The sequence below is a fragment of the Acetobacter pomorum genome (assembly GCF_002738225.1).
GTDB lineage: Bacteria > Pseudomonadota > Alphaproteobacteria > Acetobacterales > Acetobacteraceae > Acetobacter > Acetobacter pomorum.
In genome coordinates this window covers 176,188-199,429 of sequence record NZ_PEBQ01000144.1, presented here as the reverse complement: position 1 = coordinate 199,429, position 23,242 = coordinate 176,188, and the positions used below count along the sequence as shown (strand labels likewise).

The following is a 23,242-nucleotide window of genomic DNA, read 5'->3' as shown; positions in this document are numbered from 1 at the left end:
CGTCTCTTATCGGGTACGTTATCCACAGAATCTGTGGATGAAACGTGGGACAACCGCAGAATGAAAATGGAATGAACGGGATGAACCGAATATGGGTTTATTTCAGCCGTTCCAAAACTGCATCCCGCACCACAACCGGCAGCGGCACGTAGTCCAGCTCCTTGCTGGCATCCTCACCTTCTGTCAGCCCCCACCGGAAAAAAGTTCTTACGGCTTTTCCGTGGTTTGCCTCATTTTCCTCACGCGGCACCAACACATATGTGGTGGTTACAATTGGCCAGCTTCCGGCTCCATCTGCATCGCATAATGAGGCTGTCATGTCTGTCTGGTCCCACGTGGCATTTTCTGCTGCACGCATAAAGCTGGTTACAGACGGCACAACAAATTCCCCTGCCCGGTTTTGCAAAACAACCGTGGAAAGATGGTTCCGCTCAGCATAGGCATATTCAACATACCCTACGCTGCCTTCTGTATTTTTAACGTAGGCGGCAATGCCATCATTCCCACGTGCGCCAGCTCCCATAGGCCATGCAACGGATGTGCCGCGCCCTACCTGTTTTTCCCATGTGGGGGAAACCCGTGCGAGATATTCTGTAAACACATAGGTTGTACCAGATCCATCTGCCCGGTGCAGAGGAGCCACGGGGAGATCTGGCAATGTTACACCCGGATTGAGTGCCGCAATGCGCGGGTCATTCCATTGTGTGATGGATCCATCATAAATGGCGGCCAGAACTGGGCCGGTAAGGCGCAAACCCCCTTCTGGCACCCCGGGCACATTGGCGGTAACAACAATGCCCCCAATAGCGGTAGGAAACTGGAGCAGGTGCCCCTCTTCCAGCCGCGTATGAGACATAGGAGCATCAGACGCCCCAAAGTCCACTGTACCAGCCAGAACCTGGTTCTGCCCGGCGCCGGAGCCAATGGTCTGATAATTAAGCTGCACACCGGTTTGCGCCGCAGAATGTGCTGACCATGACTGATACAAGGGCGCGGCAAAGCTGGACCCGGCCCCTGTAATCTGCTCGGCCCGTGCCTGTGGCAAAACAGCGCCCGCCAAGCCACACAACAAGGCAGACAGGAAAACAGTTTTTTTCCAACCCATGTTTTCAGCCCTGCCTGCCATGATGCGCTTTTCCTTCATACAGCCCTGCTCCTTGCTACTTAACGCAGGGTTGCGCCTGTTGCCTTGCTAACAGCGGCAACAATTTTTTCAGATACAGCCTCAAGTTCTGCATCTGTCAGGCTCTTATCCATGGGTTGGAGGGTCACTTCCACACCGATGGAGCGATGCCCTTCTGGCACATGCGGGCCTTCATACACATCAAACAGGCTTACATCCGCCACAAGCTGGCGCTCTGCCCCCCGCACGGCCCGCAACAGTTTTTCACCCGGCACATCACGCGCCACAACAAATGCAAAATCACGCCGCACAGGCTGGAACGCAGAAAGACGCGGCGCGGCTTTCTTTTTACGCTTGGGGTCTGGCACCACATCCGGCATCAGCTCAAACCCCACAACCGGCACATCAATGCCTTCGGCCTGAAGCAGAGATGGATGCAATTCACCAAAATAGGCCAAAACGTTTTTAGGCCCCTGCCGCAGCACGCCAGAACGGCCGGGGTGGTACCAGCCCGGTGCATCTGTGGTGGTGGAGAGTGCATCCGGGTTTACGCCAAGCTCTTGCAGCAGTTCCAGCGCATCGGCCTTGGCCGCCCAGAGAGAAACAGGCTGCCCCGCCTGCCCCGGATAACGCGGTGTATGGCCAGAGCGCACACCAGCCACCACTGGCTGCTGGCCGTTTTCTGCAAACGCCGGGCCAACTTCAAACAGCCCCAGATCACCCCAGCCACGTGCGCTGTTGTGCTTAACCGCAGCCAACAGGTTGATCATGGGTGTGGGGCGCATCTGGTCCAGATCAGATGCAATGGGGTTAAGCAGACGCAGAGATTCCGGCGCGCCACCAAACCGTTCAGCTTCCTCGTGCGAGACAAAGGAGAAACCAACTGTTTCTGTTAGCCCGCGTGCAGCCAGAAAACGTCGTGCCAATGCCAAACGCGCCTGCCGAGGTGTGAGTGCTGCTTCGGGCACAACCACCACAGATGGCAGCGGCACTGCAGGTACAGCATCCAGCCCTTTCAGGCGTAGCACTTCCTCCACCAGGTCACTTTCTGATTCTATGGCGGCAACACCTTCCGCAGCCTTCGCCGCAACATCAGCCGGTATGCCTTCGCCCTGTGCCAGAACAGGCTTTTGAGCGATATCATTGCGCCATGAGGGCACGCTGACACGCACCTGCGCATCATCACGGTCCTGCACCTCAAAACCCAGCTTTTCCAGCAGATCCACACTTTCATCGGCAGGCACGTCCAACCCACCCAGATCGCGCAGGCGGGCAAAACGCAACGTGGCATCACGCTGCCATGCAGGCTGCGCCCCAGCAGAAACAACCTCACTGGCCTCACCACCGCACAGATCAATAATCAGGCGTGTTGCAGCTTCCAAAGCCGAAACGGGCAGAGCAGGATCTACCCCACGCTCAAACCGATAGCTGGAATCTGAGGAAACGCCGACGCGGCGGGCACTCAGGGCAATTTTCACGGGGTCAAACAGTGCGCATTCCACAAACACATCTATGGTTTCTGCCGTGGCACCTGTGGCCTCACCGCCCATAATCCCGGCCAGAGACTGCACGCCCGCCTGATCTGCAATGACGCAATCTTCAGTGCCAACAGTATAATCCTGCCCATCCAGCGCACGGAACTTTTCCCCCGCACCGCGGCAGAGAGTCAGCTTGCTACCGGCAATTTTAGCCGCATCAAACACATGCAGCGGGCGGCCGAGGTCGAAACAGAAATAGTTGGTAATATCCACCAGTGCAGAAATCGGGCGCAGGCCAATGCTTTCCAGCTTGCGCTGGAGCCATTCCGGGCTGGGGCCATTCTTTACACCACGAATAGTGCGGCCCAGCACCCAGGGGCAGGCTTCCGGGTAGGAAATATCCCACACCACGGGGGAATCAAACTTGCCTTCCACCGTTTCTGCCAGCCACGGGCGCAACGTGCCCAGCCCGGCAGCGGCCAGATCCCGCGCAATGCCGCGCACACCCAGCGCATCGCCCCGGTTGGGGGTAATGGCAATGTCAATCACCACATCATCAAGGCCCGCAAAATCAGCATAGGACTGGCCGGGAAGTGTATCTTCGGGCAGTTCGGCAATGCCGTTGCTTTCCTCACCAAGGCCCAACTCACGCAGGGAACACAGCATGCCGCCGCTGGCTTCACCACGGATTTTGCCTGCCTTGATGGTAATATCCAGCCCCGGCACATAAGTGCCCGGTGGCGCAAAAATAACGGCCAGCCCCTTACGGGCATTGGGGGCACCGCACACCACCTGCACATCCTGAAAACCGGGGCCTGCATCTACCCGACAAACCTGAAGGCGGTCTGCATTGGGGTGTGGCTGGGCATCCAGAATACGCGCGGTTAAAAATGGCTCAATTGCCGCACCGCGGTTTTCAACGCTTTCAACCTCAAGCCCGATCTGGTTCAGCTTTGCGCAGATTTCTTCCAGCGTGGCCTGTGTATCCAGATGGTCATACAACCAAGATAGCGTGAACTTCATTCCTCACACCCCCTCATGCAGTAGCGCGGGCGCAAGTGGGTCTGACCCATAATAGCGCAGCCAGCGGATATCACTTTCATAAAACGAACGCAGATCGGGAATACCGTTCTTCAGCATGGCCAGCCGCTCAATGCCCATACCAAAGGCAAAGCCCTGCCATTCACGCGGGTCCAGCCCACAGTTAGCCAGCACGCGGGCGTGAATCATGCCTGCCCCCAGCACTTCCAGCCAGTCTTCCCCGCCTCCAATCTCACCGGTTTTGCGCGACCAGCCAATATCCACTTCCAGAGAAGGCTCGGTAAACGGAAAGTAGGAAGACCGGAAGCGCACCGGCAGGTCTGGCTTGCCAAAGAACGCCCGCAAAAATTCAATTAGGCAGCCCTTAAGGTGCCCCAGTGTAATGCCCTTGCCCACAACGAGGCCTTCGCACTGATGGAACATGGGGGAATGCGTGGCATCATGATCCGCCCGATAAGTGCGGCCCGGCACAATCACGCGGATAGGCGGCTTTTGCGCCAGCATGGTACGGATTTGCACGCCAGATGTCTGGGTACGTAGCACGCGCGTAACGTCCAGCCCCGGCTGTGGCGGCAGATAAAACGTATCATGATCCGTGCGGGCAGGATGATGAGCGGGCGTGTTGAGGGCGGAGAAATTGTGCCAGTCAGTTTCGATATCCGGCCCTTCTGCCACCTTAAAGCCCATGGCGCCAAAAATGGCGGTCATTTCTTCAATCGTGCGGCTGATGGGGTGCAGGTAGCCACGCTCTACAGGTGGCGGGGGTAGGGTAACATCCACCCGCTCGGCAACCAGACGGGCTTCCAGTGCTGCGGCTTCCAGTTCCTTGCCGCGGGCTTCAATCGCACGGGTCAGTTCATCACGCAGGCGGTTCAGCGCCACGCCGCGGGCTTTGCGTTCATCGGGCTGCATTTTCCCCAGCGCCTTGAGCAAGGCCGTCAGCCTGCCGGATTTTCCCAGTGTGCTAACACGCACGGCATCCCATGCTTTTAGGTCTGTGGCGCCAGCCAGTTCGGACAGGACTTCCTGCCGCAGAATCTCAAGATCGTTGCTCATGAAACCTCACGCGAGGAGAAAATGCTTACCGGGCGGATACAATCTCTCGCAGCGGGAGAAAAGCCCCAAGAGGGAAGACCACATCTTCCCTCCCCGGCACCAAGCAAAAAGGCCGCCCACGTGGGACGGCCTTTTCTTCAACCTTATCGTATCAGACAGGCAGATCAGGCAGCCAGAGCAGCCTGAGCCTTCTTTACGATTTCAGCAAAGGTTGCGGCATCATCAAACGCAATGGCGGCCAGCACCTTACGGTCGATTTCGATACCAGCCTTGTCCAGACCGTTGATGAAACGGCTGTAGGTCAGGCCATGTTCGCGCACCGCAGCGTTGATACGCTGAATCCACAGAGCGCGGAATTCACGCTTTTTGTTGCGGCGGTCACGGTAAGCATAGCGCAGTGCCTTTTCAACACGTTCGAGCGCAATGCGATAGTTGGTGGAGGAGCGGCCGCGATAACCCTTGGCCAGTTCCAGAACTTTTTTATGACGAGCAAGGGTGGTCACACCCCGTTTTACACGTGCCATGAATCAGATGCTCCTTATAGCCCGTAGGGGGCCCACTGCTTGACGGTACGGCCGTCCTGCGGGGTCATGGTCTGCGTGCCGCGTGCGGAGCGCTTCATTTTCTGGGGGCGCTTGATAAGGCCGTGGCGCTTACCGCACGGACCAGAGAGCACCTTGCCGGTTGCGGTGATTTTAAACCGCTTTTTGACCGACGACTTGGTCTTCATCTTGGGCATTTCAACACTCCTGAACAAATCTGGATAATGTTACCTTAAATTATTAAGGCAACCAACCACGGCCGGGCATGCCCTACAAGCCCGGACGCGTGTGCGAATGCGCTCCCTTAACGGAAAGCCCCATCACTTTCAAGCCTCACATGCGCAGCTTTCTTGCTTATGCTGCGTTTTGTGCAACATTATTCCCCAACAGATATTTTTAAGCGAGGTACACGGCTTTCATGATTCCTCTTTCCAACGCCACACTGCACCAGCTTCCTGTTCAGGTCACCACGCCGCGCTATGATCGGCAGAAAACCACGGCAGGCATTGCACATCTTGGCGTGGGCAACTTCCATCGCGCCCATCAGGCCATGTATATCAACAAGGTGCTGGAACGCGCGGGCCAGCAAGGCTGGGCCATTGTTGGCATAGGCCTGCGCAATTCCGCACGGGAGGACAAACGTGCGGCCATTATGGCGGAACAGGATAATTTATATACCCTGACCACCTTTGCGCCCGATGGTTCTCATGAAAGCAGCGTTATCGGCAGCATTAAAGAATATATACATGCCGCCAAAGATCGTGCCGCCGCTATCAAGCGCCTGACAGACCCAGATATTAAAATTGTTACCCTCACCATTACAGAAGGTGGCTACTATCTGGATGCCAAAGGCAACTTTATGCTGGATCATCCTGATATTAAAGCAGATCTTGCGCGGGATGTGCCTGAAACAGCTTTTGGTCTGGTATGTGAGGCCCTGCGCCAGCGGCGTGAAAGCGGCACCGGCCCCTTTACAGTGCTCAGCTGCGATAATCTGCGCCATAATGGCAAGGTCGCCCGCATGGCTTTCTGCACCTATGCTACAGCGCGTGACCCTATTTTGGGCGCATGGATGCAAGAAAATGTTTCCTTCCCCTCCAGCATGGTGGATCGGATTACACCTTCTGTTGGCGAAGCCGACATAACACGACTGGATGCCTTAACTGGCGTTGCCGACAAAATGCCCATTTTTGCAGAAGACTTCACCCAATGGGTGATTGAAGATAATTTCTGCGATGGACGGCCCGAACTGGAAACTGTGGGCGTACAGTTTACAGATGATGTTGGGCCTTATGAGCAGGTGAAACTGCGGATGCTCAATGCCTCCCACTCCATGCTGGCCCTGCCCGGTGTGCTGATGGGGTATGACACCGTGCCGCATGCCATAGAAGATACGTTGCTACTGGGGCATCTGGAACGTTTTCTGGCAGAAGATGCCTCACCTTTCATTACACCACCCCACGGTGTCTCGCTGGCGCAGTATGCCCAGTTAGTGCTGCATCGCTTCCGCAACCCCGCTGTGGGCGATCAGCTTTTGCGCATTGCTTCTGATAGCGGCTCCAAACTACCTGTTTTCCTGACCGATACGGTCAATGGTGTTTTGGGTGCGGGGCGTGACCATTGGCGGCTGGCATTTGGCACGGCCTGTTTTTTGGAATATCTGCGTGGCACCACAGATGCAGGCAAGCCTTACACCATTACAGAACCGGCACTTAACGCCGCGCAACTGACGCTGGCACGTGCGGAAGATCTGGCCGCAGGTTTGCAGATGACCGTTTTTGCCGGCTGGAACCTTAAAGATCATCCAGAATTTGGTGCGGATGTTGTCAAACTCCGCCAGAATATACGCGCGCAGGGTACACGCAAAACCCTTGCCCAGCATATGGGCTAATCTGCCTTAGGCGTTCATGCCTTTTGCCACCGCATCCTGTGGTCCATACGCCCCGAAAATGGGCAGGACAGAGGGTGCGGTGGCCTCTTTCATCGCTGAAATATGATTTCTTTCAAGAACTGAGTGCATGGCATACATGCAAAAGCAGCACTTAACTATATATGCAAAAATATAGATAAAGACAAAACTCCCTGTTTTTCTGCAATATTCTCGCAGGGCAAATAAATCTTATTCAGATTCTGCTGCAATACAGCGGAACCTATGCGTTTATTTACATCGCAAATCCAGATAAGAATTGTCCTGAATCAGGAAACGAACCTCAGACGCTCATCCATCGGCTCAAGGCATGCTGGTCTGCATGCCACCCGCCAGATGGTACGTTTTTCACGGGATTGGGGGTAGAGTGATCAAACGTCTTCTAGCGGGAGTAGCCGCGGCCGGGGTCCTTGGGGGGCTCGGGTTCTTATATTATGCATGGTATCCACCAATTGCCCCGATTGAGCGGCCAAACCCCGCCAGCTTTTCTGCCGAGCAGATAGAGCGCGGGCGGATTGTGGCGGCCGAAGGGTATTGCGCAGAATGTCACACCCGCACAGATAACGGTGGTGGCCCGGAACTGGCCGGTGACTATAAAATGGATACTCCATTTGGGGCCATCTATTCTTCCAACATCACACCAGATGTTGAAATGGGCATTGGCGCCTGGTCGGAAGAGGCCTTCCGCCGCGCCATGCATCTTGGTGTTTCCCGCAAGGGTGCGCATCTGATCCCGGCTTTCCCGTACGATCATTTCACCAAGATGACGGATCAGGATATTTCTGACCTGTATGCGTACATCATGACACGCCCGGCCGTGCATATGTCTCGCCGCCCGAACGAGCTGCCCTTCCCGCTCAGCCTGCGTATTCTTCAGGCAGGCTGGAAGCTGCTATATCTGCGCCCCGGCGTGTACAAGCCCGACCCTCGGCATGATGCGTTGTGGAACCGCGGCGCCTATCTGGCCGAAGGCAATGCCCATTGCGGCGCGTGCCATACCCCGCGTGACCTTATGGGGGCCGAAAAGAAAGGCTCTGCCTACGAAGGTGCTGTGGTGGATAACTGGATTGCGCCTGCCCTTAACGAGCACAACCCAACCCCCACCACATGGACCGAAGATGAGCTGTACCAGTATCTGCGGTTTGGTGTAGCCCCGCTGCACGGCCCGGCTGGCGGGCCTATGTCCCCCGTGCCGCATCGCTTCCTGTCCACCGTGCCGGAAGAAGATGTGCACGCCATTGCGCATTACTTTGCGGATGTGGACCATGCCGCCGAGCGTGAAAAGAACGACAAGGCCGCACTGGCCCGCGCCATGGAAGAATCCAAAACCGATCTGATCGGCCCGAATGTGGACCCGGATGCAAAGCTGTATCAGGGCGCCTGTGCGGCCTGCCATTACAACGCAGCGCCCACGCCTGTTCTGGGTCGCCCGGATCTGGCGCTGAACAATGCATTGTGGCTGGATGAACCCACAAACCTGTATCAAGTCATGCTACGTGGGCTTACGGCGGAAGAAGGGCAATCTGGCGTGGCCATGCCCAGCTTCTACAATGCGTTGTCCGACAAGGATATGGCCCGCATTGCCGCTTATCTGCGCCGCACCCGCACCACACTGCCACCGTGGACAAACCTTGAGAAAAAGGCCGCCGAAGTGCGCAAGACCGTCCAGCCAGTTCCTGTCAATTCTTCGCACTAAGACGGAACACGGAGCAAGAGATGATAAAGTTCAAACTCAATGGCCGTGACGTTTCCGTCGATGTGCCAGAAGATACCCCCCTGTTGTGGGCCCTGCGTGATGATCTGGACCAGACAGGCACAAAGTTTGGTTGTGGCGTAGGCCAGTGCGGTGCATGCACCGTACTGGTGGGTGGCCGTGCCACCCGCTCCTGCATTACGCCCATCAGCTCCATTGAAGGCGCTGATGTGACCACCATTGAAGGCCTGCACCCAGAAGGCAAACACCCTGTGCAGGAAGCCTGGAAAGATATTCAGGTTCCACAGTGTGGTTATTGTCAGTCCGGCCAGATCATGCAGGCTGTTAGCCTTCTGAAAGATTATCCAGACCCGACGGATGAGCAGATTGATGGTGTTATGGGCGGCAGCCTGTGCCGCTGCATGACGTATGTGCGCATCCGTAAGGCCATCAAGAAAGCAGCCGCCGCCATGCAGAAGGAGGAGGCATCTCATGGGTAAGCTGGAACGCATTGCAGCCCGGCAGGATCGGGCCGCTGGCCGTGGGCCCACACGCCGCGGTTTTCTGCTTACGGCCATGGGCTCGGCCTTTATGTTCGGCTTTGCACGGCAGGGTAATGCTGCGCAGGTTTATCCGCAGGCCGCAGCCAATCTGCCCGCCGGTGGTGCGTTTGAACCCACAATCTGGTGCTCCATTGCACCGGATGGCTGGGTGAACGTAAACGTTATCCGTGCAGAAATGGGCCAGCATGTTGGCACCGCCCTTGCCCGGATTATTGCCGATGAAATGGAAGCAGACTGGGACAAGGTTAAGATCACCTATGTGGATACAGACCCCAAATGGGGCCTGATGGTTACAGGTGGTTCTTGGTCTGTCTGGATGACGTGGGATCAGTTCCGTCAGGCTGGGGCTGCAGCCCGCACTGTAATGGTGGATGAAGGGGCACGCTTGCTGGGTGTGGCGCCATCTGCCTGTATTGCACGTAATGGGCAGGTTATTGCGGGCAAGCGCTCCATTTCCTACGGCGAAATTGTAAGCCGTGCGCACCCCACCCGCACCTTTACGCCAGATGAAATGGCCAAGCTGCCGCTAAAACCCTCATCCGAACATCGGTTGATCGGGCGTGAAGTTAAAGCGCTGGACATTCCATCTAAAACAGATGGCACGGCCATTTATGGCATTGATGCCAAGCTGGAAGGCATGGTGTATGCCCGCCCCAAAATGCCGCCCACGCGGTATGGCTCCAAAGTGGTTTCTGTTGATGATACAGAAGCCAAAAAGGTTAAGGGCTATATCCGCTACATTGTGCTGGATGATCCCTCCAACACAGTACCGGGCTGGGTAGCTGTTCTGGCTTCCTCCTACCCTGCTGCCATCCGCGCAACAGATGCCCTGAAAGTAACGTGGACGCCGGGTAAAACCGCCAACGTGACCGAACAGGACATTATTGAATACGGCCGCAAGCAGATTGCCGAAAAAACCGGCGGTTCGCGCATCTTCAATGATGCCGGAGTGGATGAGGCACTGGGCAAAGCCGATAAGGTAGTGGAACGCACTTATACGTGCTCTTCCGTGCTGCATTATCAGCTGGAACCCATGAACGCTCTTGCCCGCCAGCATGAAGGCAAGTGGGAAGTGCATTGCGGCAACCAGTGGCAGACCCTGTTCCTGCCCGTTATTGCCAAAGCGCTTCAGGTTCCTGAATCCGATGTGGTGATGCGCAGCTACCTGCTGGGGGGTGGCTTTGGCCGCCGCCTGAACGGGGATTACGCAGTTCCCGCCGCGCTTATTTCCAAGGCGCTGGGTGGCAAGCCTGTTAAACTCGTCTTCACCCGTTCTGATGACGTGCTGTTTGATTCCATCCGTTCCCCCTCCATCCAAACAGTGCGCGCTGGTGTTAACAAGGATGGTTCCATTAACGGGTGGGAACATCATGCTTCCGCCGGCTGGCCAACAGGCGTGATGGCTGCTGCCTTTATGGAAAAAGGTGAAGACGGCAAACCATACGATCAGTTCGCCATTGCAGGCGCTGACCACTGGTACGATGTTGGCCCCATTCTGGTGCGTGCGCTGGATAATGATCTGGCCGATGCCACCTTCCGCCCCGGCTGGCTACGTTCGGTCAGTTCCGGCTGGACACCTTGGGCGCATGAAAGCTTTTTGGATGAACTGGCCCATGATTATGGGAAAGACCCAGTTGATTTCCGCCTTGGGCTGCTAACCTGCAAGGGCCGTAATGCTGGCAGTGCTCCCAACTCTGTTGGTGGGGCATCCCGTCAGGCCAATGTGCTTAAAAAGTTGGTGGAAAAGTGCGGTTACGGCAAAGTTAGCCTGCCTAAAGATACGGCCATTGGCATTGCCACCACCTTTGGACAGGAACGCAACATGCCAACATGGACAGCAGGTGCCGCACAGGTGCATGTTGACCGCGAAACAGGCGTTGTAACCTGCCAGAAAATCTGGCTGGTGCTGGATGCCGGCACGATTATTGACCCGGACGGCGCTTTGGCCCAGACCGAAGGCGGTGCACTGTGGGGCCTGAGCATGGCGCTGTTTGAAGGCACGGAAATTGAAAACGGCAACGTGCGTGACCGTAACCTGAACACCTATACGCCCCTGCGTATTACAGATGTGCCGGATATGGATATTGAATTCCTGCCCAGCACAGAAAAACCCATGGGGCTTGGTGAACCGGGTGTCACCACCATTGCCCCAGCTATTGGCAACGCCATTTTCAATGCTGTTGGCGTGCGTATGCGGCATCTGCCCGTGCGCCCTGCTGATATCTTGAAAGCGCTGAAAGAAAAAGGGAACGCCTGATTTTTTCAGGCACCCGCTTTTCTGTAAAGCAGGCATAAAAAAACCGGCGGCTGGATTTTTCCAGCACGCCGGTTTTTTATTTGAAATTGCACCACCTCTATAAAGGCGGCGCAATTCACATTCAGTTCAGGCCACAGCAGAAGCCGCAACGGAACGAATAGCCCGCGCCATAGCTTCCACCCCATTTCCTCGGTTAGTGGAAAGAGCCTGCACAAGCCCCAGATCACGCAGGAACTTGGGGTCTGTTGCCTGAATTTCTTCCTTGGATCGGCCGGAATATACGCGCAATAGCAAGGCCACCAACCCGCACACTATGGCGGCGTCAGACAGGCCTGCAAAATACAGTTTGCCGTCCTCTTCCTTTTCTTCCAGCCATACCTGGCTTTGACAGCCAGGCACGCGGTGGGCATCATCACACCATTCTTTCGGGAATGGGGGCAGCTTGCGCCCCATTTCTATGATGTACTGATACCGCTCCATCCAATCATCAAAGATTTCCAGCTCATCACGGATGGCTTCAATAGCTTCTTCTGCCGTATCTTCCTGCGGCGTTACAAATGGTGCTTCCATTACAGAATAAACCTGCTCAGATCTCCCTTGCGCGCCAGTGGCGCGACTTTTTCCTGCACCATTGCAGCATTTACTTCCACGGTTTCGCCCTTCCGGTCCGATGCCGTGAAAGAGACATCTTCCAACAATCTTTCCAGCACCGTGGCAAGCCGCCGTGCCCCAATATTTTCTACGCGGTCATTAATATCTGCTGCCAGTTCGGCCAACGCATCCACGGCATCATCCGTAAAGTTCAGGGTTACGCCTTCTGTGCCCATCAGCGCGATGTATTGCTTGAGCAAAGAATGCTCCGGGTCTGTTAAAATACGGCGCAAATCCTCACGGCTGAGCGGCTGTAATTCTACCCGAATAGGCAAACGCCCCTGAAGTTCTGGCAACAGGTCAGACGGCTTGGCCAAATGGAATGCGCCAGAGGCAATAAACAGAATATGGTCTGTATTCACCGGGCCATGTTTGGTGGAAACGGTTGTGCCTTCAATCAGCGGCAGAAGGTCACGCTGCACCCCTTCGCGGGAGACATCACCACCTTTTGCACCGCTTTCTGATGCACGGGCACACACCTTGTCTATCTCATCTAAAAAGACAATGCCATTTTCCTGCGCATTGGCTACGGCTTCCCGCGTAAGGGCCTCACCATCCAGCAGGCGGTCCGCTTCTTCGCGCTTCAGATATTCGCGTGCCACAGAAACCTTGAGCTTTTTCTGCTTGGGGCCACGATTCATGAAGGCTTTCATCATATCGCCTACATTGATGGCCTGCCCCGGCACGGCTCCGGGCATGTCACTGCTTCCGGCAGGGGGCTGCTCGGTTACGGCAATATCAATTTCCTTGTCTTCAAGCTGGCCGCTGCGCAGCATGCTGCGGAATTTGCTTTTTGTGTCGGCCGAAGATCCTTCCCCCGCCAGCGCATCCACAATACGTTCTTCCGCTGCCTGCTGGGCCTTTTCTTCAACATCCTTGCGGCGAGATGTTTTCAGCATGGTGATGGAAACTTCCACCAGATCGCGCACAATGCTGTCTACATCACGGCCCACGTACCCCACTTCGGTAAACTTGGTGGCTTCCACCTTCAAGAAAGGGGCTTGCGCAAGTTTGGCCAACCTGCGGGCAATTTCCGTTTTACCGCAGCCGGTAGGGCCGATCATGAGGATGTTTTTGGGCACAACCTCTTCACGCATGCCTTCAGAAAGCTGCGCACGCCGCCAGCGGTTGCGCATGGCAATGGCCACGGCCCGCTTGGCATCCTGCTGACCGACAATAAACCGGTCCAGCTCGCTTACAATTTCACGCGGAGAAAAGTTAGGAGCATCCATTACCGGCTCTCCTGATCTGTATCAGCCTTGAGTGTTTCCACCCGGACAGAATGATTGGTGTAAACGCAGATATCACCAGCAATCTTCATAGACCGCCGCACAATTTCCTCTGCCCCCAGCCCATCAACCGTCAGCAGGGCACGGGCGGCAGAAAGAGCATAATTGCCGCCGGACCCAATAGCGATAATGCCATCTTCTGGCTCCAGCACATCGCCATTCCCTGTGAGGGTAAAGGAATGTTCGGCATCTGCCACGGCCATCATGGCTTCCAACCGGCGCAGGTAACGGTCTGTCCGCCAATCCTTTGCCAGCTCCACACAGGCGCGCTCAAGCTGGTTGGGGTAGCGTTCCAGCTTGGCTTCCAGCCGCTCAAGCAGGGTAAAGGCATCTGCCGTGGCCCCCGCAAAACCCGCCAGAATATTATCCTGCGGGCCTATGCGGCGCACCTTACGGGCATTGCCCTTAACAACCGTGCTGCCCAGTGTGACCTGACCATCGCCCGCCATGGCAACTTCGGCCCCGCGCCGCACGCAGAGAATGGTTGTCCCGTGCCAGCCGACGGGATCATGGGATGAGGAAGCTGTGTGAAAAGTATGCATGATCTTCCTCAGATAAGCCTTATTCCGCCCAGAACAAGGGGTTGGCCTATGCAGCCAGCATAGCCTTCACATCTCCTAAAAGCGCATCACGCGTGTACGGTTTGTGCAGCACGGCCACGCCCTCTGGCAGAATACCGAGATCTGCATAGCCTGTTACAAACAGCACTGGCAGTTCTGCCCGTTCGGCATGAATACGTTGTGCGGCTTCGCCCCCATTCATGCCGGGCATCATCACATCCATCACCACAAGGGCGATATCTGGCCTGTTACGCACAGTTTCCACGGCCTCTGCCCCACTGGCAGATTCCAGAACCTCATACCCCGCGCGGCTCAAAAAGCCTGCTGTTACGGCCCGCACGCCCGGCTCATCATCCACAACCAGAATAGCGCGGCCCTGCGGCGTGGCAGCCAACGTGCGTATATTGCTGGTGCTATTGCCTGTGCTGGAGATGGGAGGGAGTGCAGCAGAAAACTGCGCATCCATAGCCGGGAACCACAATTCTACAGATGTGCCCCCACCCGGCGTGCTTTCTACCCGCACCTCGCCACCGCAATGGCTGATAAAGCCGTAAATCATGGACAGGCCCAACCCTGTGCCCTGCCCCATATCTTTGGTGGTAAAAAACGGATCAAAAATACGGGCGCGCATTTCCTCCGTCATGCCCACGCCTCTGTCCGAAACCTGCACCACCACCCATGCGCCCGGATGGTCCTTACCCACATGGCGGCCTAACAGTCGCGCCACCTGCCGCACGGAAACACTGGTGCGTCCTCCCTCCGGCTGTGCATCTATGGCATTGATGCACAGGCTGAACACCGCCAGTTCAAGCTGCACCGGGTCTGTCCATACAGGCGGCAGAGGCTCATCGGGCAACACAAACTGCACGCTGCTAAAGCGCCCGCTGCCTTCCACCAAGGCGGGATCCAGCGCATCGCGGATATCTTCCGGCACCTTGCCCTGCTTCATAAAGCCCTGAAGGTTTTGCATGACCTCCTGCACTTCTACCCGCTGGCACACCAAATGGCGCGGGCGGCTGAAATCCAGCAGTTTGCGCGTAAGTGTGCCACCACGGCGAGCGGCCTCCATGGCGTTCTGATACAGGCGTGACACCCCCGGATCACGCGGGGGTTCCAGATCCTGCACCAGTTCCAGTGAACCCTGAATGGCCGTGAGCAGATTATTGAAATCATGCGCAATGCCGCCAGCCAATGTGCCAATGGCCTGCATTTTCTGGGCTTGCCGCAAGCGCTGCTCCAACCCCAGCAGATCTGTTACATCCCGATCAATCAGGATGGAATAATCAGATAACAGACCCGAACGTACCGGCGCATTCAGCAGGCTATCAAGCCGCACACGGGTAAGATCATGCCAGCGGTTTTGCCCATCCGGCCCCGGAAGCTGCAAAACCTGCTGATCGCGCCCAGATGTTTCCAGCGCCTGACGTGCTTCTTCCAGGCTTTCCTGCCGCGGGCCGTTTACCAGATCTTCCTCTTTCTGGCCCAGACATTCCGCAACGCTGCGCCCGAACTCTCGCGCCATTTGCTGGTTCAGGCGGATAAAACAACCGTTCTGGTCCTTGAACCCCAGCCCGAAGGGAAGGTTTTCCAGCAATCCACGTAGCAAAAGTTGCTCACATTCCAGCTCTTTTTCCAGAAAATAGCGTGCTGCTGCCTGCCCAACCATGGAAAGAAGTGTTTCATCATCCCATGGTTTGTACGCAAAAAAGGAAATCTGCCCGCGGTTCAGCGCAGCTTCCACGGCAGAGATATCGGCATATCCCGTAAGCAAAATGGCACCCGCACCCGAAATATCACGCGTTTGTGCCAAAAAGACATCACCCGTCATGCCGGGCATGCGCTGGTCCGAGATAATAACCGCTACATCCGGGTTTGCACGCAGCAACGCCAAACCCTGCTCTCCTGATGAAGCAGAAAGAACGTGGTAGGTTCCCTCTAGCAGGTCTGTCAGCGCAACCAGAATTTCCGGTTCATCATCCACCACAAGCACGGTGGGACGCTGTTTCAGGTCAGGCAACGTTATCACCGCGCCTCTCCTCTCCTGCTCTGTATGGCACGCGGAGGGTAAAACAGGCGCCCCCCAGCGTGCTTGCATTGGTTACAACAACATTGCCGCCGTGGGCCTGCACCACACCATATGCGGTGGCCAGCCCAAGCCCCGTACCAGACCCTACAGGTTTTGTGGTGAAAAACGGTTCAAAAACACGTTCCTGCAATTCTTTGGGCACACCGGGCCCGGTATCGCTAATCTGGATCACGTATTCTTCGCCTTCGCCGTTTTCCGCCTGCTCCAGAAATGAGGAGATAAGAATGCGATCTGCCTGCACACGCGGAGCTTCACCATTTTGGATAGCCTCACGGCGTTTATCCAAAATGGCATCTGCCGCGTTGCTGACAATGTTCATAACAACCTGATTTACAAGTGCAGCCTGGCAGACAAGTTCCGGCGGGGCTTCTAACTTGCACGTGACCTCAATATCCTGCCCCAGCTTGGGGGCAAGCAATGTCAGCACCATGCCAATTGCTTCTGGCACATCCAGCCGGCGGAACTCTCCTTCCTCCAGCCGAGAAAAACGGCGCAGACTGGCCACCAGATCCCGCATGCGGGAAAGCCCGATAAGAGAGGCAGATAGGCGCTCACTCCCCTTTATCAGCGCGGTTTCTGCACCCTCCATATCCTGTGATCTCACAGCATGAAGCGCTTTGGCCATACTGCGCTTGACTGTATTTTCATGCGCCAACACAAAGGCCAGCGGGTTATTGAATTCATGCGCAATACCGGCGGCCAATTCCCCTAGGGATGCCATTTTGGCAGACTGCACTAACTTGGCCTGTGCCTCTATCAGCTTGCGGTTGGCCGCTGCCAGATCTGCATTAACACGCCGCAGGGCATCGGCCAGCGCCATACGTGCGCGGGCGCTTTCTATATGCGCTTCTTCCCGCCGGGCTTCATCTTGCAAGGTTTTGCGCCGCACAAGGCTGCCAATACGGCTGACAAGCAGATCTACCGGAGTATCTGCATCCAAAAGATCATCAATACCGGCATGGAAGGCACGGGCCACCTGATCACCAGAAAGGCTGCCATATTCCACCATGCCCATAATACGCGTGCACTGGCGGCTACGCCTGCGAAACGCAGCTATTGTGCGGGCAAGCGCAAGCCCATCAAACGCCGGACAGGCCAAATCTATCACCACACAGTCCGGGCTAGCATGACTGCTGGTAATACTGGAAAAATCCAACTTTTCTGGATCTTCCACCAGCAAGGCATCTTCCCCATTCTGTTGCAGCAGTTCCACCAGATAGGGCTGCCCACCTCTTACTGGTTCAAAACTTGCGGGTTTCTGCCTGTCAGACCACGCCCACAGCACACCGCCTGGAGCTGTCATGATTACGATACGCGGCTGCCGAAAAACCACACCCTCGCGTCCGGCCAGGTCTTCATCATATTCGCGCAGCAGGGCGCAGATACGAAAAACCAGCAAAACCGGATTGTCCGACATGCTAAAACAGCAATCTGCCACACGTTCTAAAATGTCGGCTTCCTGCCGGGCATTGGGCTGAGAGAGCAACACCACAACCGGAATCCCCCGTGTGGCGGCATTTAACCGCAAACGCTGGCAAAGCTGCGTGGCAGGCATATCTGGCAGACGCGCTGGCACAACCAGAAGATCGGGCAGATCCTCATCAAACCCCGCAAAGGCAGAACGGCCATCCGCCACGCTGTTAACGTGCAGACCTCGCGCCTGTAGCAAGGTTTCCAAATGCGCCTGCCAAGCCGCATCCACCCCGACAAACAGGATGGAGCAGGAAAGAAAATCCATAAATTTTACCGCCACCGGCACAAAACCAATGGCATGTCCTTTTTTGGAGGTCTGAGTAAAAAACGCAGCTTATCAAACCTCCGCCTTACCTTCCTCATCGCGAATGCGTTACCAGCATGAAAACATGCCCTGCACACTTCATATGGCTATCCATTGGCATGCGTTACCCTGTGCCTGTATAGAAAGGGCAAGAATAGTCCGCCTGCGCGCTCTGTGGGTTGGATAGAGCAAAACAACGCGGCCCTGTTTACGGCCGACAAGGAAATACATCCATGGACCCGCGCATGCCGCTTTCCTCCCAGTCTTCCGCAGCCTCTCGTTCTGGCATTTCGGCCTTTGGCCTGGTGCGTACGGCTATCTGGTCTGTTTGTTATTTTGCTTTCTATTTTGTGCAGCAGGTAGCCGAACTGTTTGCGCCACTTCTGCTGATTGCCGGCGTGGCATGGGCAGCCCTGCCTGCATTGGTGGGTGCACTTTCAAAATCCGCCGCATCGGCAGACCCGCAGGCGCGTGATGCCATTGCCAATGTGGCCTCTGCCATCCCGCATCATCTTACCATTGCCGGGCATGACCTCACCGCCAGCGGCCTGATCTGGGATGGAATTATGCTGATGGCTCTGGCCGCGGCGGGCGCAACACTGGCAACATTGGCCGGGCGCAGCATGTAAAAACAGGGTAAACCCACACCTATTTTTTATGCTGCCATATGTTTTGCTTTACTTTTTGATTGTACCTTTAACCTGCGCGGTGCAAACGCGCCGCGGCAGGCCATGCATGCACAATGGCATTCCACCAATGCCAGATGGCCACCAAGCCAACAACAGCCAGAACAAGGCTGATAACCCAAGCCATTTTCCAAAACTTTTCTGTTAAAAGCAGGCCGGTCAGATCCAGTTTGCGGGCAGATTGCGCCTTTGTCGGCTGTGCTCTGCTGGCCGCAGCGGTTTGAGCATAAGCCTGCGCTGCTTCTGGGCGCAATTTGGAAGCGCCACCCATTGGCCGAGATTGGCCCGTTCCCCCAGCTTCTGCTGCTACACGCGGCTCTGAAGGAGGAACTGCGGGAGAGGCCTTGCGCAATGGTTCATAATATTGGCCCGTTTGTGCAGAAGCTTCTTGTTGTGCCGGTTGCTTTGGAGGCTCCGGTGGAAAGGGTGCCCTTGGCTGCGCGGTTGGCGTTGGCTCAATATGGGGCTGAACTGGTGGAGGTGGTGTTTGTGTAACATGCACCTGCCGCACAGCCGCAGGGGGTGCAGCCGGAACAGGTACTTCCGGTTTGGATTCTGGCGCGCTGGGTGCTGGTGCAGAAACACGTTCCGGCGCTGGTGCGGGACGAAGCGCTTCTGGCGGACGAACCTGAGCTTTAGGGGGCGGAAGTGGAGGCGCAGCTGGGCGTGTAGGCTGCGCAACCTTGGGGGCTGGAGCCTTAACAGGTTTGGCAGGCTCAACCTCTTTTTTGGCGATAGTGTCCTGAGCGGGAGCCTGCTTTTTGGGAGATGCTTCTGCGACAGAAGGCGGTGCCGAATCTGGCTTGGGAGCCGCCGCGAGAGGTTCCAGCGGCGGTGCAGCCGGTGGCGTGCTCTTTTGTGGCGCAGCGGTAGGGGCTGCATGTTCATGAGGCACAGGCTCCGCTGCCGGTGCGGGCTGCGGCTGCGGGAGCTGAACCCGCCATTTAACGCCACAGGCAGAACATTTGAGCATTTGCCTTTTGGCAAGAAGAGCCTCTGGAACCTGATAGGCCACACCGCAGGAAGGACAGACGATCTTCATGAACACTCTCTTGATACAAGGCTGCCTTCCTCCTGGCGCCTGCTGCACGCAGATACGAGGCTAAGGCATCGAACGGAAGAACAGATTTGGTGCCTTCCTTAGCACAGGTAACACCTCTTCGCGCCAGACATCGCGCCAAAAAGATGGAATACGCCGTTTATTAAGGGTTATGTTGTGTCTTTCAATCGACACTTCCCCTGCCTCTCGGTTACAATATTCTTATGCCTCAACCATTCCGCTTTGTTTCGCTCCTGCCCTGCATGGCTCCAGCATGATCCGTCTGGAAAACGTTTCATGGCGGCGGAGCAAAAAGCAGAATACGCAGGTCTTGTCCGATCTCTCCTTCTCCATTCCGCAAGGGGGATTCCGCTGGCTTCTTGGCCCATCCGGGGCTGGCAAAAGCAGCCTGCTCAGCCTGCTGCACCTTGAAACATTGCCGACAGAAGGCCGGATGCTGCTTTTGGGCAAGCCTGTTTCCAAGGCGGAAAAACGTGCGCATTTTGTACGCCTGCGGCAGAGAATCGGCATGGTGCATCAGGATTACAAACTTATTCCCGGCCTAAGCGTGGCCGATAATGTTGCCCTGCCTTTACGCCTGCAAAAACGCCCTGAAGATGAAATTCAGGATGAAATCCAAGCTATTCTGAAATGGGTGGGCCTAGGTGAGCGCCTGAACGCGCCTGCCGCCAGCCTTTCTGGTGGAGAGCAGCAGCGCACAGCCATTGCCCGCGCCATTATCCATCGCCCCGGCCTGATTTTGGCAGATGAGCCCACCAACGCGCTGGAAGAAAGTCAGGCCCACCGGCTATTGGATATGTTTGCCGAACTAAGTGACATGGGCACCACCATGGTTGTGGCCACGCATAATGAGGCCCTGATCCGCAGGTTGGAACGCCCTGCCCTGTATCTGGAACGCGGCCGACTGGTGCGAGATGAAGGGGCAGCACCGTGATGATGCCTTTTTCTGGCCGCAAGGATGGTCTTTCTGTTTCTGAGGCCCTGCCAGACCGCAGCCTGTTTACGCTTGTTGCCATGATGAGCTTTCTGGCCGCCCTGACTTTGGCAGGAGCAACGGGAGCACGCGCCCTTTCTGCCCGCTGGGCTGGGGGTGCTGCCCAGCTTGTAACTGTACAGGTGCCAGACCCAGACCAACCTCTTAAACCTACCAGCAACAAGAAAGACCCCACCGGCCCTTCCCGCGCGGAAACTGTTTTGGCGGACCTGAACACCCTGCCCCCCGGTACGGTGGTGCACCGTCTGGATAAAGAGGAACTGGCGCGACTTTTGGAACCGTGGCTGGGTGAAGCAGATAATTCCGCCCTACCTCTGCCCGCTATTATCCGCATCCGTTTGCCAGACCGCACCCAGGTGCCGAATGATCTGGAGCAAACCCTTACGGCCCACGTACCCGGCACTATTGTTGAACACAACGCAAGCTGGGGAGAACGGCTGAAAGCCTTGGCCAACAGTCTTTTGGCCTGTGCGGGCCTGGCGCTCTTAACAGTTGGTGGTATTGCCACGCTTGTTACCGGCCTTGCCACGCGTGCTGGCCTTTCAACCCGGCGCGATATTATTGAAATTCTGCACGGGCTGGGCGCATCCGATGGCTATATTGCTGGCCGTTTTGCTTGGCGCACGGCCATGCTGGGGCTGGGCGGCAGCTTGGCAGGCACCGTTCTGGCCATGGTGCCCCTGCTGGTTTTGTTTAGAATGGCAGCCCCTTTTGCCAATATCTCGTTCCAGTCTGATACGCTTTTGCTGCCAGACTGGAAAACCCTGCAAAACGTTATTCCAACAGATATGCTGGTGGCTTTTGCCGCGCTGCCATTTGCAGCTGCCTTTATCTGCTGGATTACAACACAAAGCATGGTGCGCCTATGGCTACGGCGCCTTCCTTAATCTCTCATCCACATGCCCCCGGCCCGCGCCCTTCTGGCCCGGTCATGTTTTTCATACGGCTGTCCCTCCGGCTGGCATTTCTTGCCTGCCTTGCCTTTGCGGGCGGTTTTGGCTGGTTTGTAAATGATGCCCTGCGTCCACCGGGGTATCTTCCGCACACGGATGGCATAGTGGCCCTTACAGGCGGTGTGGGCCGGGTTGATACATCGCTCAACTTACTGGCACGTAATCAGGGTGATAAGCTGCTAATTTCCGGAGTGGACACCCAAACCACGCTCAACGAGCTTCTTCCCGCCACAGCGCCCTCAACGTTGGCAGAACGTATTACACTGGGCTATCAGGCACGTACCACCATTGGCAATGCAACAGAAACAGCCGTTTGGGTGGCTGATAACCACATTACTTCACTCATAGTCGTTACGGCCAGTTATCATATGCGCCGGGCGTTGCTGGAATTAAGCCGTACGCTGCCGGGCGTTATGTTGTACCCCTACCCGGTACTGCCACCAGCCATGGAACACCCCATGCGCCGTTCCTCTTTACGTCTTCTGGCTTTGGAATACGTCAAATGGCTGGGCGCGCTAGGGGGCATAACATCTCCCAGCCTCAGCCACGCCCTTCATTCCTGATATTTTCAGCTTTCCTGCAAATTTGCAGCATGGTGGCGCAAATGGTCTGCCACAAAGCTTTGCACAAACCAGTAGGAATGATCGTACCCTGCATGCTGGCGTAAATTCAGCTTTTGCCCCACCCGTTCCGCCACCTGTTGCAGATGCCACGGCTGAAGTTCGCGTTGTAAAAACTGATCGGCCTCTCCCTGATCGACCAGAAGGGCCTTGGGGTGCTTATGGCCATCTTCCAACAAACATACGGCATCATGCGCACGCCATGTGGTTTTATCTGGCCCCAAATATGCAGTAAAAGCTTTTTGGCCCCAAGGCACCGCCGCCGGATGCACAATAGGCGCAAACGCGGAAACGGATTTCCAGAACTGCGGCGCACGCAAACCATGCACCAGCGCACCATGACCGCCCATGGAATGGCCCATAATGCCACGGCGCGTTCCATCCAGCGGCAGCGCCTGCTCTACAACTTCCGGCAGTTCCTGAGCAATATAACTGCCCATGCGGTAATGCTTGCACCAAGGTTGCTGTGTGGCATCCAAGTAAAAACCTGCCCCGGTGCCCATATCCCAATCTTTATCTTCCTCGGGCACGCCCGCACCACGGGGCGATGTATCCGGGGCCACCAAAGCCAGCCCCAACCGCGCAGCTTCTGCCAATGCGGTGGATTTAATAAGGAATGTTTCCTCTGTGCAGGTTAGCCCTGCCAGTGCGTATACAACCGGCACCTTCTGCCCGGCACAGGCTGTGGGCGGCAAAAAAACACCAAACCGGGCCTCAAGCCCCAATGTGTGGGAAAAGTGTTTATAAAACTGCACTTTGCCACTGTGGCACATATGCTCCTCACACAAGTGCAAACCGGGTTGTTGCTTCTCCATTTTTGCCTCTTCCTTTCCATCAAAAATCTGCAATCATGCTGAAAATATGGAATAATATGAAACTCCTTTTT

General features: G+C 56.1%; 20 protein-coding genes. 8 read left to right on the top strand and 12 right to left on the bottom strand.

Annotated elements, in window-relative coordinates:
* Positions 1-97: 97 nt before the first annotated feature.
* The 5 genes from pstS to rpmI all read right to left on the bottom strand — a co-directional run bounded on the left by pstS (position 98) and on the right by rpmI (position 5,437).
* The gene (gene pstS, locus CSR02_RS11075; protein WP_099541657.1) at positions 98-1,144 is read right to left on the bottom strand and encodes a phosphate ABC transporter substrate-binding protein PstS; all 1,047 of its coding nucleotides are present in this window, start codon (positions 1,142-1,144) and stop codon (positions 98-100) included.
* Positions 1,145-1,164: 20 nt separating this feature from the next.
* Positions 1,165-3,624 carry a phenylalanine--tRNA ligase subunit beta gene (gene pheT, locus CSR02_RS11070; RefSeq protein WP_099541656.1) on the bottom strand — a complete coding sequence of 820 codons (2,460 nt, stop codon included), beginning with the start codon at positions 3,622-3,624 and terminating at the stop codon, positions 1,165-1,167.
* Positions 3,625-3,627: 3 nt separating this feature from the next.
* On the bottom strand, positions 3,628-4,698 hold the full coding sequence (pheS, locus tag CSR02_RS11065) for a phenylalanine--tRNA ligase subunit alpha (protein ID WP_099541655.1): 1,071 nt from the start codon (positions 4,696-4,698) through the stop codon (positions 3,628-3,630).
* A gap of 164 nt (positions 4,699-4,862) precedes the next feature.
* Complete coding sequence (gene rplT, locus CSR02_RS11060) at positions 4,863-5,222, bottom strand: 50S ribosomal protein L20 (protein ID WP_003622900.1); 360 nt, start codon at positions 5,220-5,222, stop codon at positions 4,863-4,865.
* Between the two features lie 14 nt (positions 5,223-5,236).
* Entirely contained in the window at positions 5,237-5,437 is a 201-nt protein-coding gene (rpmI, locus tag CSR02_RS11055; protein WP_042786675.1) for a 50S ribosomal protein L35, read from the bottom strand.
* A gap of 221 nt (positions 5,438-5,658) precedes the next feature.
* Between rpmI and CSR02_RS11050 the strand changes: the two genes are divergently transcribed.
* The 4 genes from CSR02_RS11050 (at position 5,659) to CSR02_RS11035 (ending at position 11,680) form a co-directional block, all read left to right on the top strand.
* A complete protein-coding gene (locus tag CSR02_RS11050) occupies positions 5,659-7,131 on the top strand; it encodes a mannitol dehydrogenase family protein (RefSeq protein ID WP_099541654.1) in 1,473 nt (490 codons plus the stop codon).
* Between the two features lie 403 nt (positions 7,132-7,534).
* A complete protein-coding gene (locus CSR02_RS11045) occupies positions 7,535-8,863 on the top strand; it encodes a c-type cytochrome (RefSeq protein WP_099541776.1) in 1,329 nt (442 codons plus the stop codon).
* A gap of 20 nt (positions 8,864-8,883) precedes the next feature.
* A complete protein-coding gene (locus tag CSR02_RS11040; protein WP_003622889.1) occupies positions 8,884-9,360 on the top strand; it encodes a (2Fe-2S)-binding protein in 477 nt (158 codons plus the stop codon).
* Positions 9,353-11,680 (top strand): xanthine dehydrogenase family protein molybdopterin-binding subunit, encoded by a 2,328-nt coding sequence (locus tag CSR02_RS11035; RefSeq protein WP_042786677.1) that lies wholly within the window; start codon positions 9,353-9,355, stop codon positions 11,678-11,680. Before CSR02_RS11040 ends, CSR02_RS11035 begins: the two co-directional genes overlap by 8 nt.
* 126 nt (positions 11,681-11,806) lie before the next feature.
* Here CSR02_RS11035 and CSR02_RS11030 read toward each other — a convergent pair whose 3' ends face one another.
* Genes CSR02_RS11030 through CSR02_RS11010 form a run of 5 tightly spaced genes read right to left on the bottom strand, consistent with a single transcriptional unit; the run spans position 11,807 to position 18,004 of the window.
* The gene (locus CSR02_RS11030) at positions 11,807-12,250 is read right to left on the bottom strand and encodes a SufE family protein (RefSeq protein ID WP_019090116.1); all 444 of its coding nucleotides are present in this window, start codon (positions 12,248-12,250) and stop codon (positions 11,807-11,809) included.
* Complete coding sequence (gene hslU, locus CSR02_RS11025; RefSeq protein ID WP_099541653.1) at positions 12,250-13,563, bottom strand: ATP-dependent protease ATPase subunit HslU; 1,314 nt, start codon at positions 13,561-13,563, stop codon at positions 12,250-12,252. Before hslU ends, CSR02_RS11030 begins: the two co-directional genes overlap by 1 nt.
* Entirely contained in the window at positions 13,563-14,162 is a 600-nt protein-coding gene (gene hslV, locus CSR02_RS11020) for an ATP-dependent protease subunit HslV (RefSeq protein ID WP_099541652.1), read from the bottom strand. The genes hslU and hslV overlap by 1 nt, the downstream gene beginning before the upstream one ends.
* A gap of 46 nt (positions 14,163-14,208) precedes the next feature.
* The gene (locus CSR02_RS11015) at positions 14,209-16,206 is read right to left on the bottom strand and encodes a response regulator (RefSeq protein WP_099541651.1); all 1,998 of its coding nucleotides are present in this window, start codon (positions 16,204-16,206) and stop codon (positions 14,209-14,211) included.
* Positions 16,190-18,004, bottom strand: coding sequence for an ATP-binding protein (locus CSR02_RS11010; RefSeq protein ID WP_099541775.1), 1,815 nt, complete (start codon positions 18,002-18,004; stop codon positions 16,190-16,192). Before CSR02_RS11010 ends, CSR02_RS11015 begins: the two co-directional genes overlap by 17 nt.
* 272 nt (positions 18,005-18,276) lie before the next feature.
* Between CSR02_RS11010 and CSR02_RS11005 the strand changes: the two genes are divergently transcribed.
* Complete coding sequence (locus tag CSR02_RS11005; protein WP_099541650.1) at positions 18,277-18,672, top strand: hypothetical protein; 396 nt, start codon at positions 18,277-18,279, stop codon at positions 18,670-18,672.
* Between the two features lie 67 nt (positions 18,673-18,739).
* On the opposite strand, the gene CSR02_RS11000 is transcribed toward CSR02_RS11005, so the two are convergent.
* On the bottom strand, positions 18,740-19,771 hold the full coding sequence (locus tag CSR02_RS11000) for a zinc-ribbon domain-containing protein (RefSeq protein WP_244176950.1): 1,032 nt from the start codon (positions 19,769-19,771) through the stop codon (positions 18,740-18,742).
* 169 nt (positions 19,772-19,940) lie between these two features.
* Between CSR02_RS11000 and CSR02_RS10995 the strand changes: the two genes are divergently transcribed.
* Genes CSR02_RS10995 through CSR02_RS10985 form a run of 3 tightly spaced genes read left to right on the top strand, consistent with a single transcriptional unit; the run spans position 19,941 to position 22,299 of the window.
* The gene (locus tag CSR02_RS10995) at positions 19,941-20,723 is read left to right on the top strand and encodes a cell division ATP-binding protein FtsE (RefSeq protein ID WP_095045803.1); all 783 of its coding nucleotides are present in this window, start codon (positions 19,941-19,943) and stop codon (positions 20,721-20,723) included.
* Positions 20,720-21,670 carry a cell division protein FtsX gene (locus CSR02_RS10990; protein ID WP_099541648.1) on the top strand — a complete coding sequence of 317 codons (951 nt, stop codon included), beginning with the start codon at positions 20,720-20,722 and terminating at the stop codon, positions 21,668-21,670. Before CSR02_RS10995 ends, CSR02_RS10990 begins: the two co-directional genes overlap by 4 nt.
* A gap of 44 nt (positions 21,671-21,714) precedes the next feature.
* Entirely contained in the window at positions 21,715-22,299 is a 585-nt protein-coding gene (locus CSR02_RS10985) for a YdcF family protein (protein WP_099541774.1), read from the top strand.
* 5 nt (positions 22,300-22,304) lie between these two features.
* On the opposite strand, the gene fghA is transcribed toward CSR02_RS10985, so the two are convergent.
* Positions 22,305-23,171, bottom strand: a complete 867-nt coding sequence (gene fghA, locus CSR02_RS10980; RefSeq protein WP_099541773.1) for an S-formylglutathione hydrolase — start codon at positions 23,169-23,171, stop codon at positions 22,305-22,307.
* Positions 23,172-23,242 lie beyond the last annotated feature (71 nt).

Bases quoted from the DNA above. Each gene is read 5' to 3' on its own strand.
- CSR02_RS11040 (WP_003622889.1), top strand. From the start codon at position 8,884: ATGATAAAGTTCAAACTCAATGGCCGTGACGTTTCCGTCGATGTGCCA.
- CSR02_RS11035 (WP_042786677.1), top strand. From the start codon at position 9,353: ATGGGTAAGCTGGAACGCATTGCAGCCCGGCAGGATCGGGCCGCTGGC.
- CSR02_RS11000 (WP_244176950.1), bottom strand. From the start codon at position 19,771: ATGAAGATCGTCTGTCCTTCCTGCGGTGTGGCCTATCAGGTTCCAGAG.
- CSR02_RS11050 (WP_099541654.1), top strand. From the start codon at position 5,659: ATGATTCCTCTTTCCAACGCCACACTGCACCAGCTTCCTGTTCAGGTC.
- pheS (WP_099541655.1), bottom strand. From the start codon at position 4,698: ATGAGCAACGATCTTGAGATTCTGCGGCAGGAAGTCCTGTCCGAACTG.
- hslV (WP_099541652.1), bottom strand. From the start codon at position 14,162: ATGCATACTTTTCACACAGCTTCCTCATCCCATGATCCCGTCGGCTGG.
- CSR02_RS11010 (WP_099541775.1), bottom strand. From the start codon at position 18,004: ATGGATTTTCTTTCCTGCTCCATCCTGTTTGTCGGGGTGGATGCGGCT.
- fghA (WP_099541773.1), bottom strand. From the start codon at position 23,171: ATGGAGAAGCAACAACCCGGTTTGCACTTGTGTGAGGAGCATATGTGC.
- rpmI (WP_042786675.1), bottom strand. From the start codon at position 5,437: ATGCCCAAGATGAAGACCAAGTCGTCGGTCAAAAAGCGGTTTAAAATC.
- CSR02_RS10985 (WP_099541774.1), top strand. From the start codon at position 21,715: ATGTTTTTCATACGGCTGTCCCTCCGGCTGGCATTTCTTGCCTGCCTT.
- pstS (WP_099541657.1), bottom strand. From the start codon at position 1,144: ATGAAGGAAAAGCGCATCATGGCAGGCAGGGCTGAAAACATGGGTTGG.
- rplT (WP_003622900.1), bottom strand. From the start codon at position 5,222: ATGGCACGTGTAAAACGGGGTGTGACCACCCTTGCTCGTCATAAAAAA.
- pheT (WP_099541656.1), bottom strand. From the start codon at position 3,624: ATGAAGTTCACGCTATCTTGGTTGTATGACCATCTGGATACACAGGCC.
- CSR02_RS11005 (WP_099541650.1), top strand. From the start codon at position 18,277: ATGGACCCGCGCATGCCGCTTTCCTCCCAGTCTTCCGCAGCCTCTCGT.
- CSR02_RS10995 (WP_095045803.1), top strand. From the start codon at position 19,941: ATGTTGTGTCTTTCAATCGACACTTCCCCTGCCTCTCGGTTACAATAT.
- CSR02_RS11030 (WP_019090116.1), bottom strand. From the start codon at position 12,250: ATGGAAGCACCATTTGTAACGCCGCAGGAAGATACGGCAGAAGAAGCT.
- hslU (WP_099541653.1), bottom strand. From the start codon at position 13,563: ATGGATGCTCCTAACTTTTCTCCGCGTGAAATTGTAAGCGAGCTGGAC.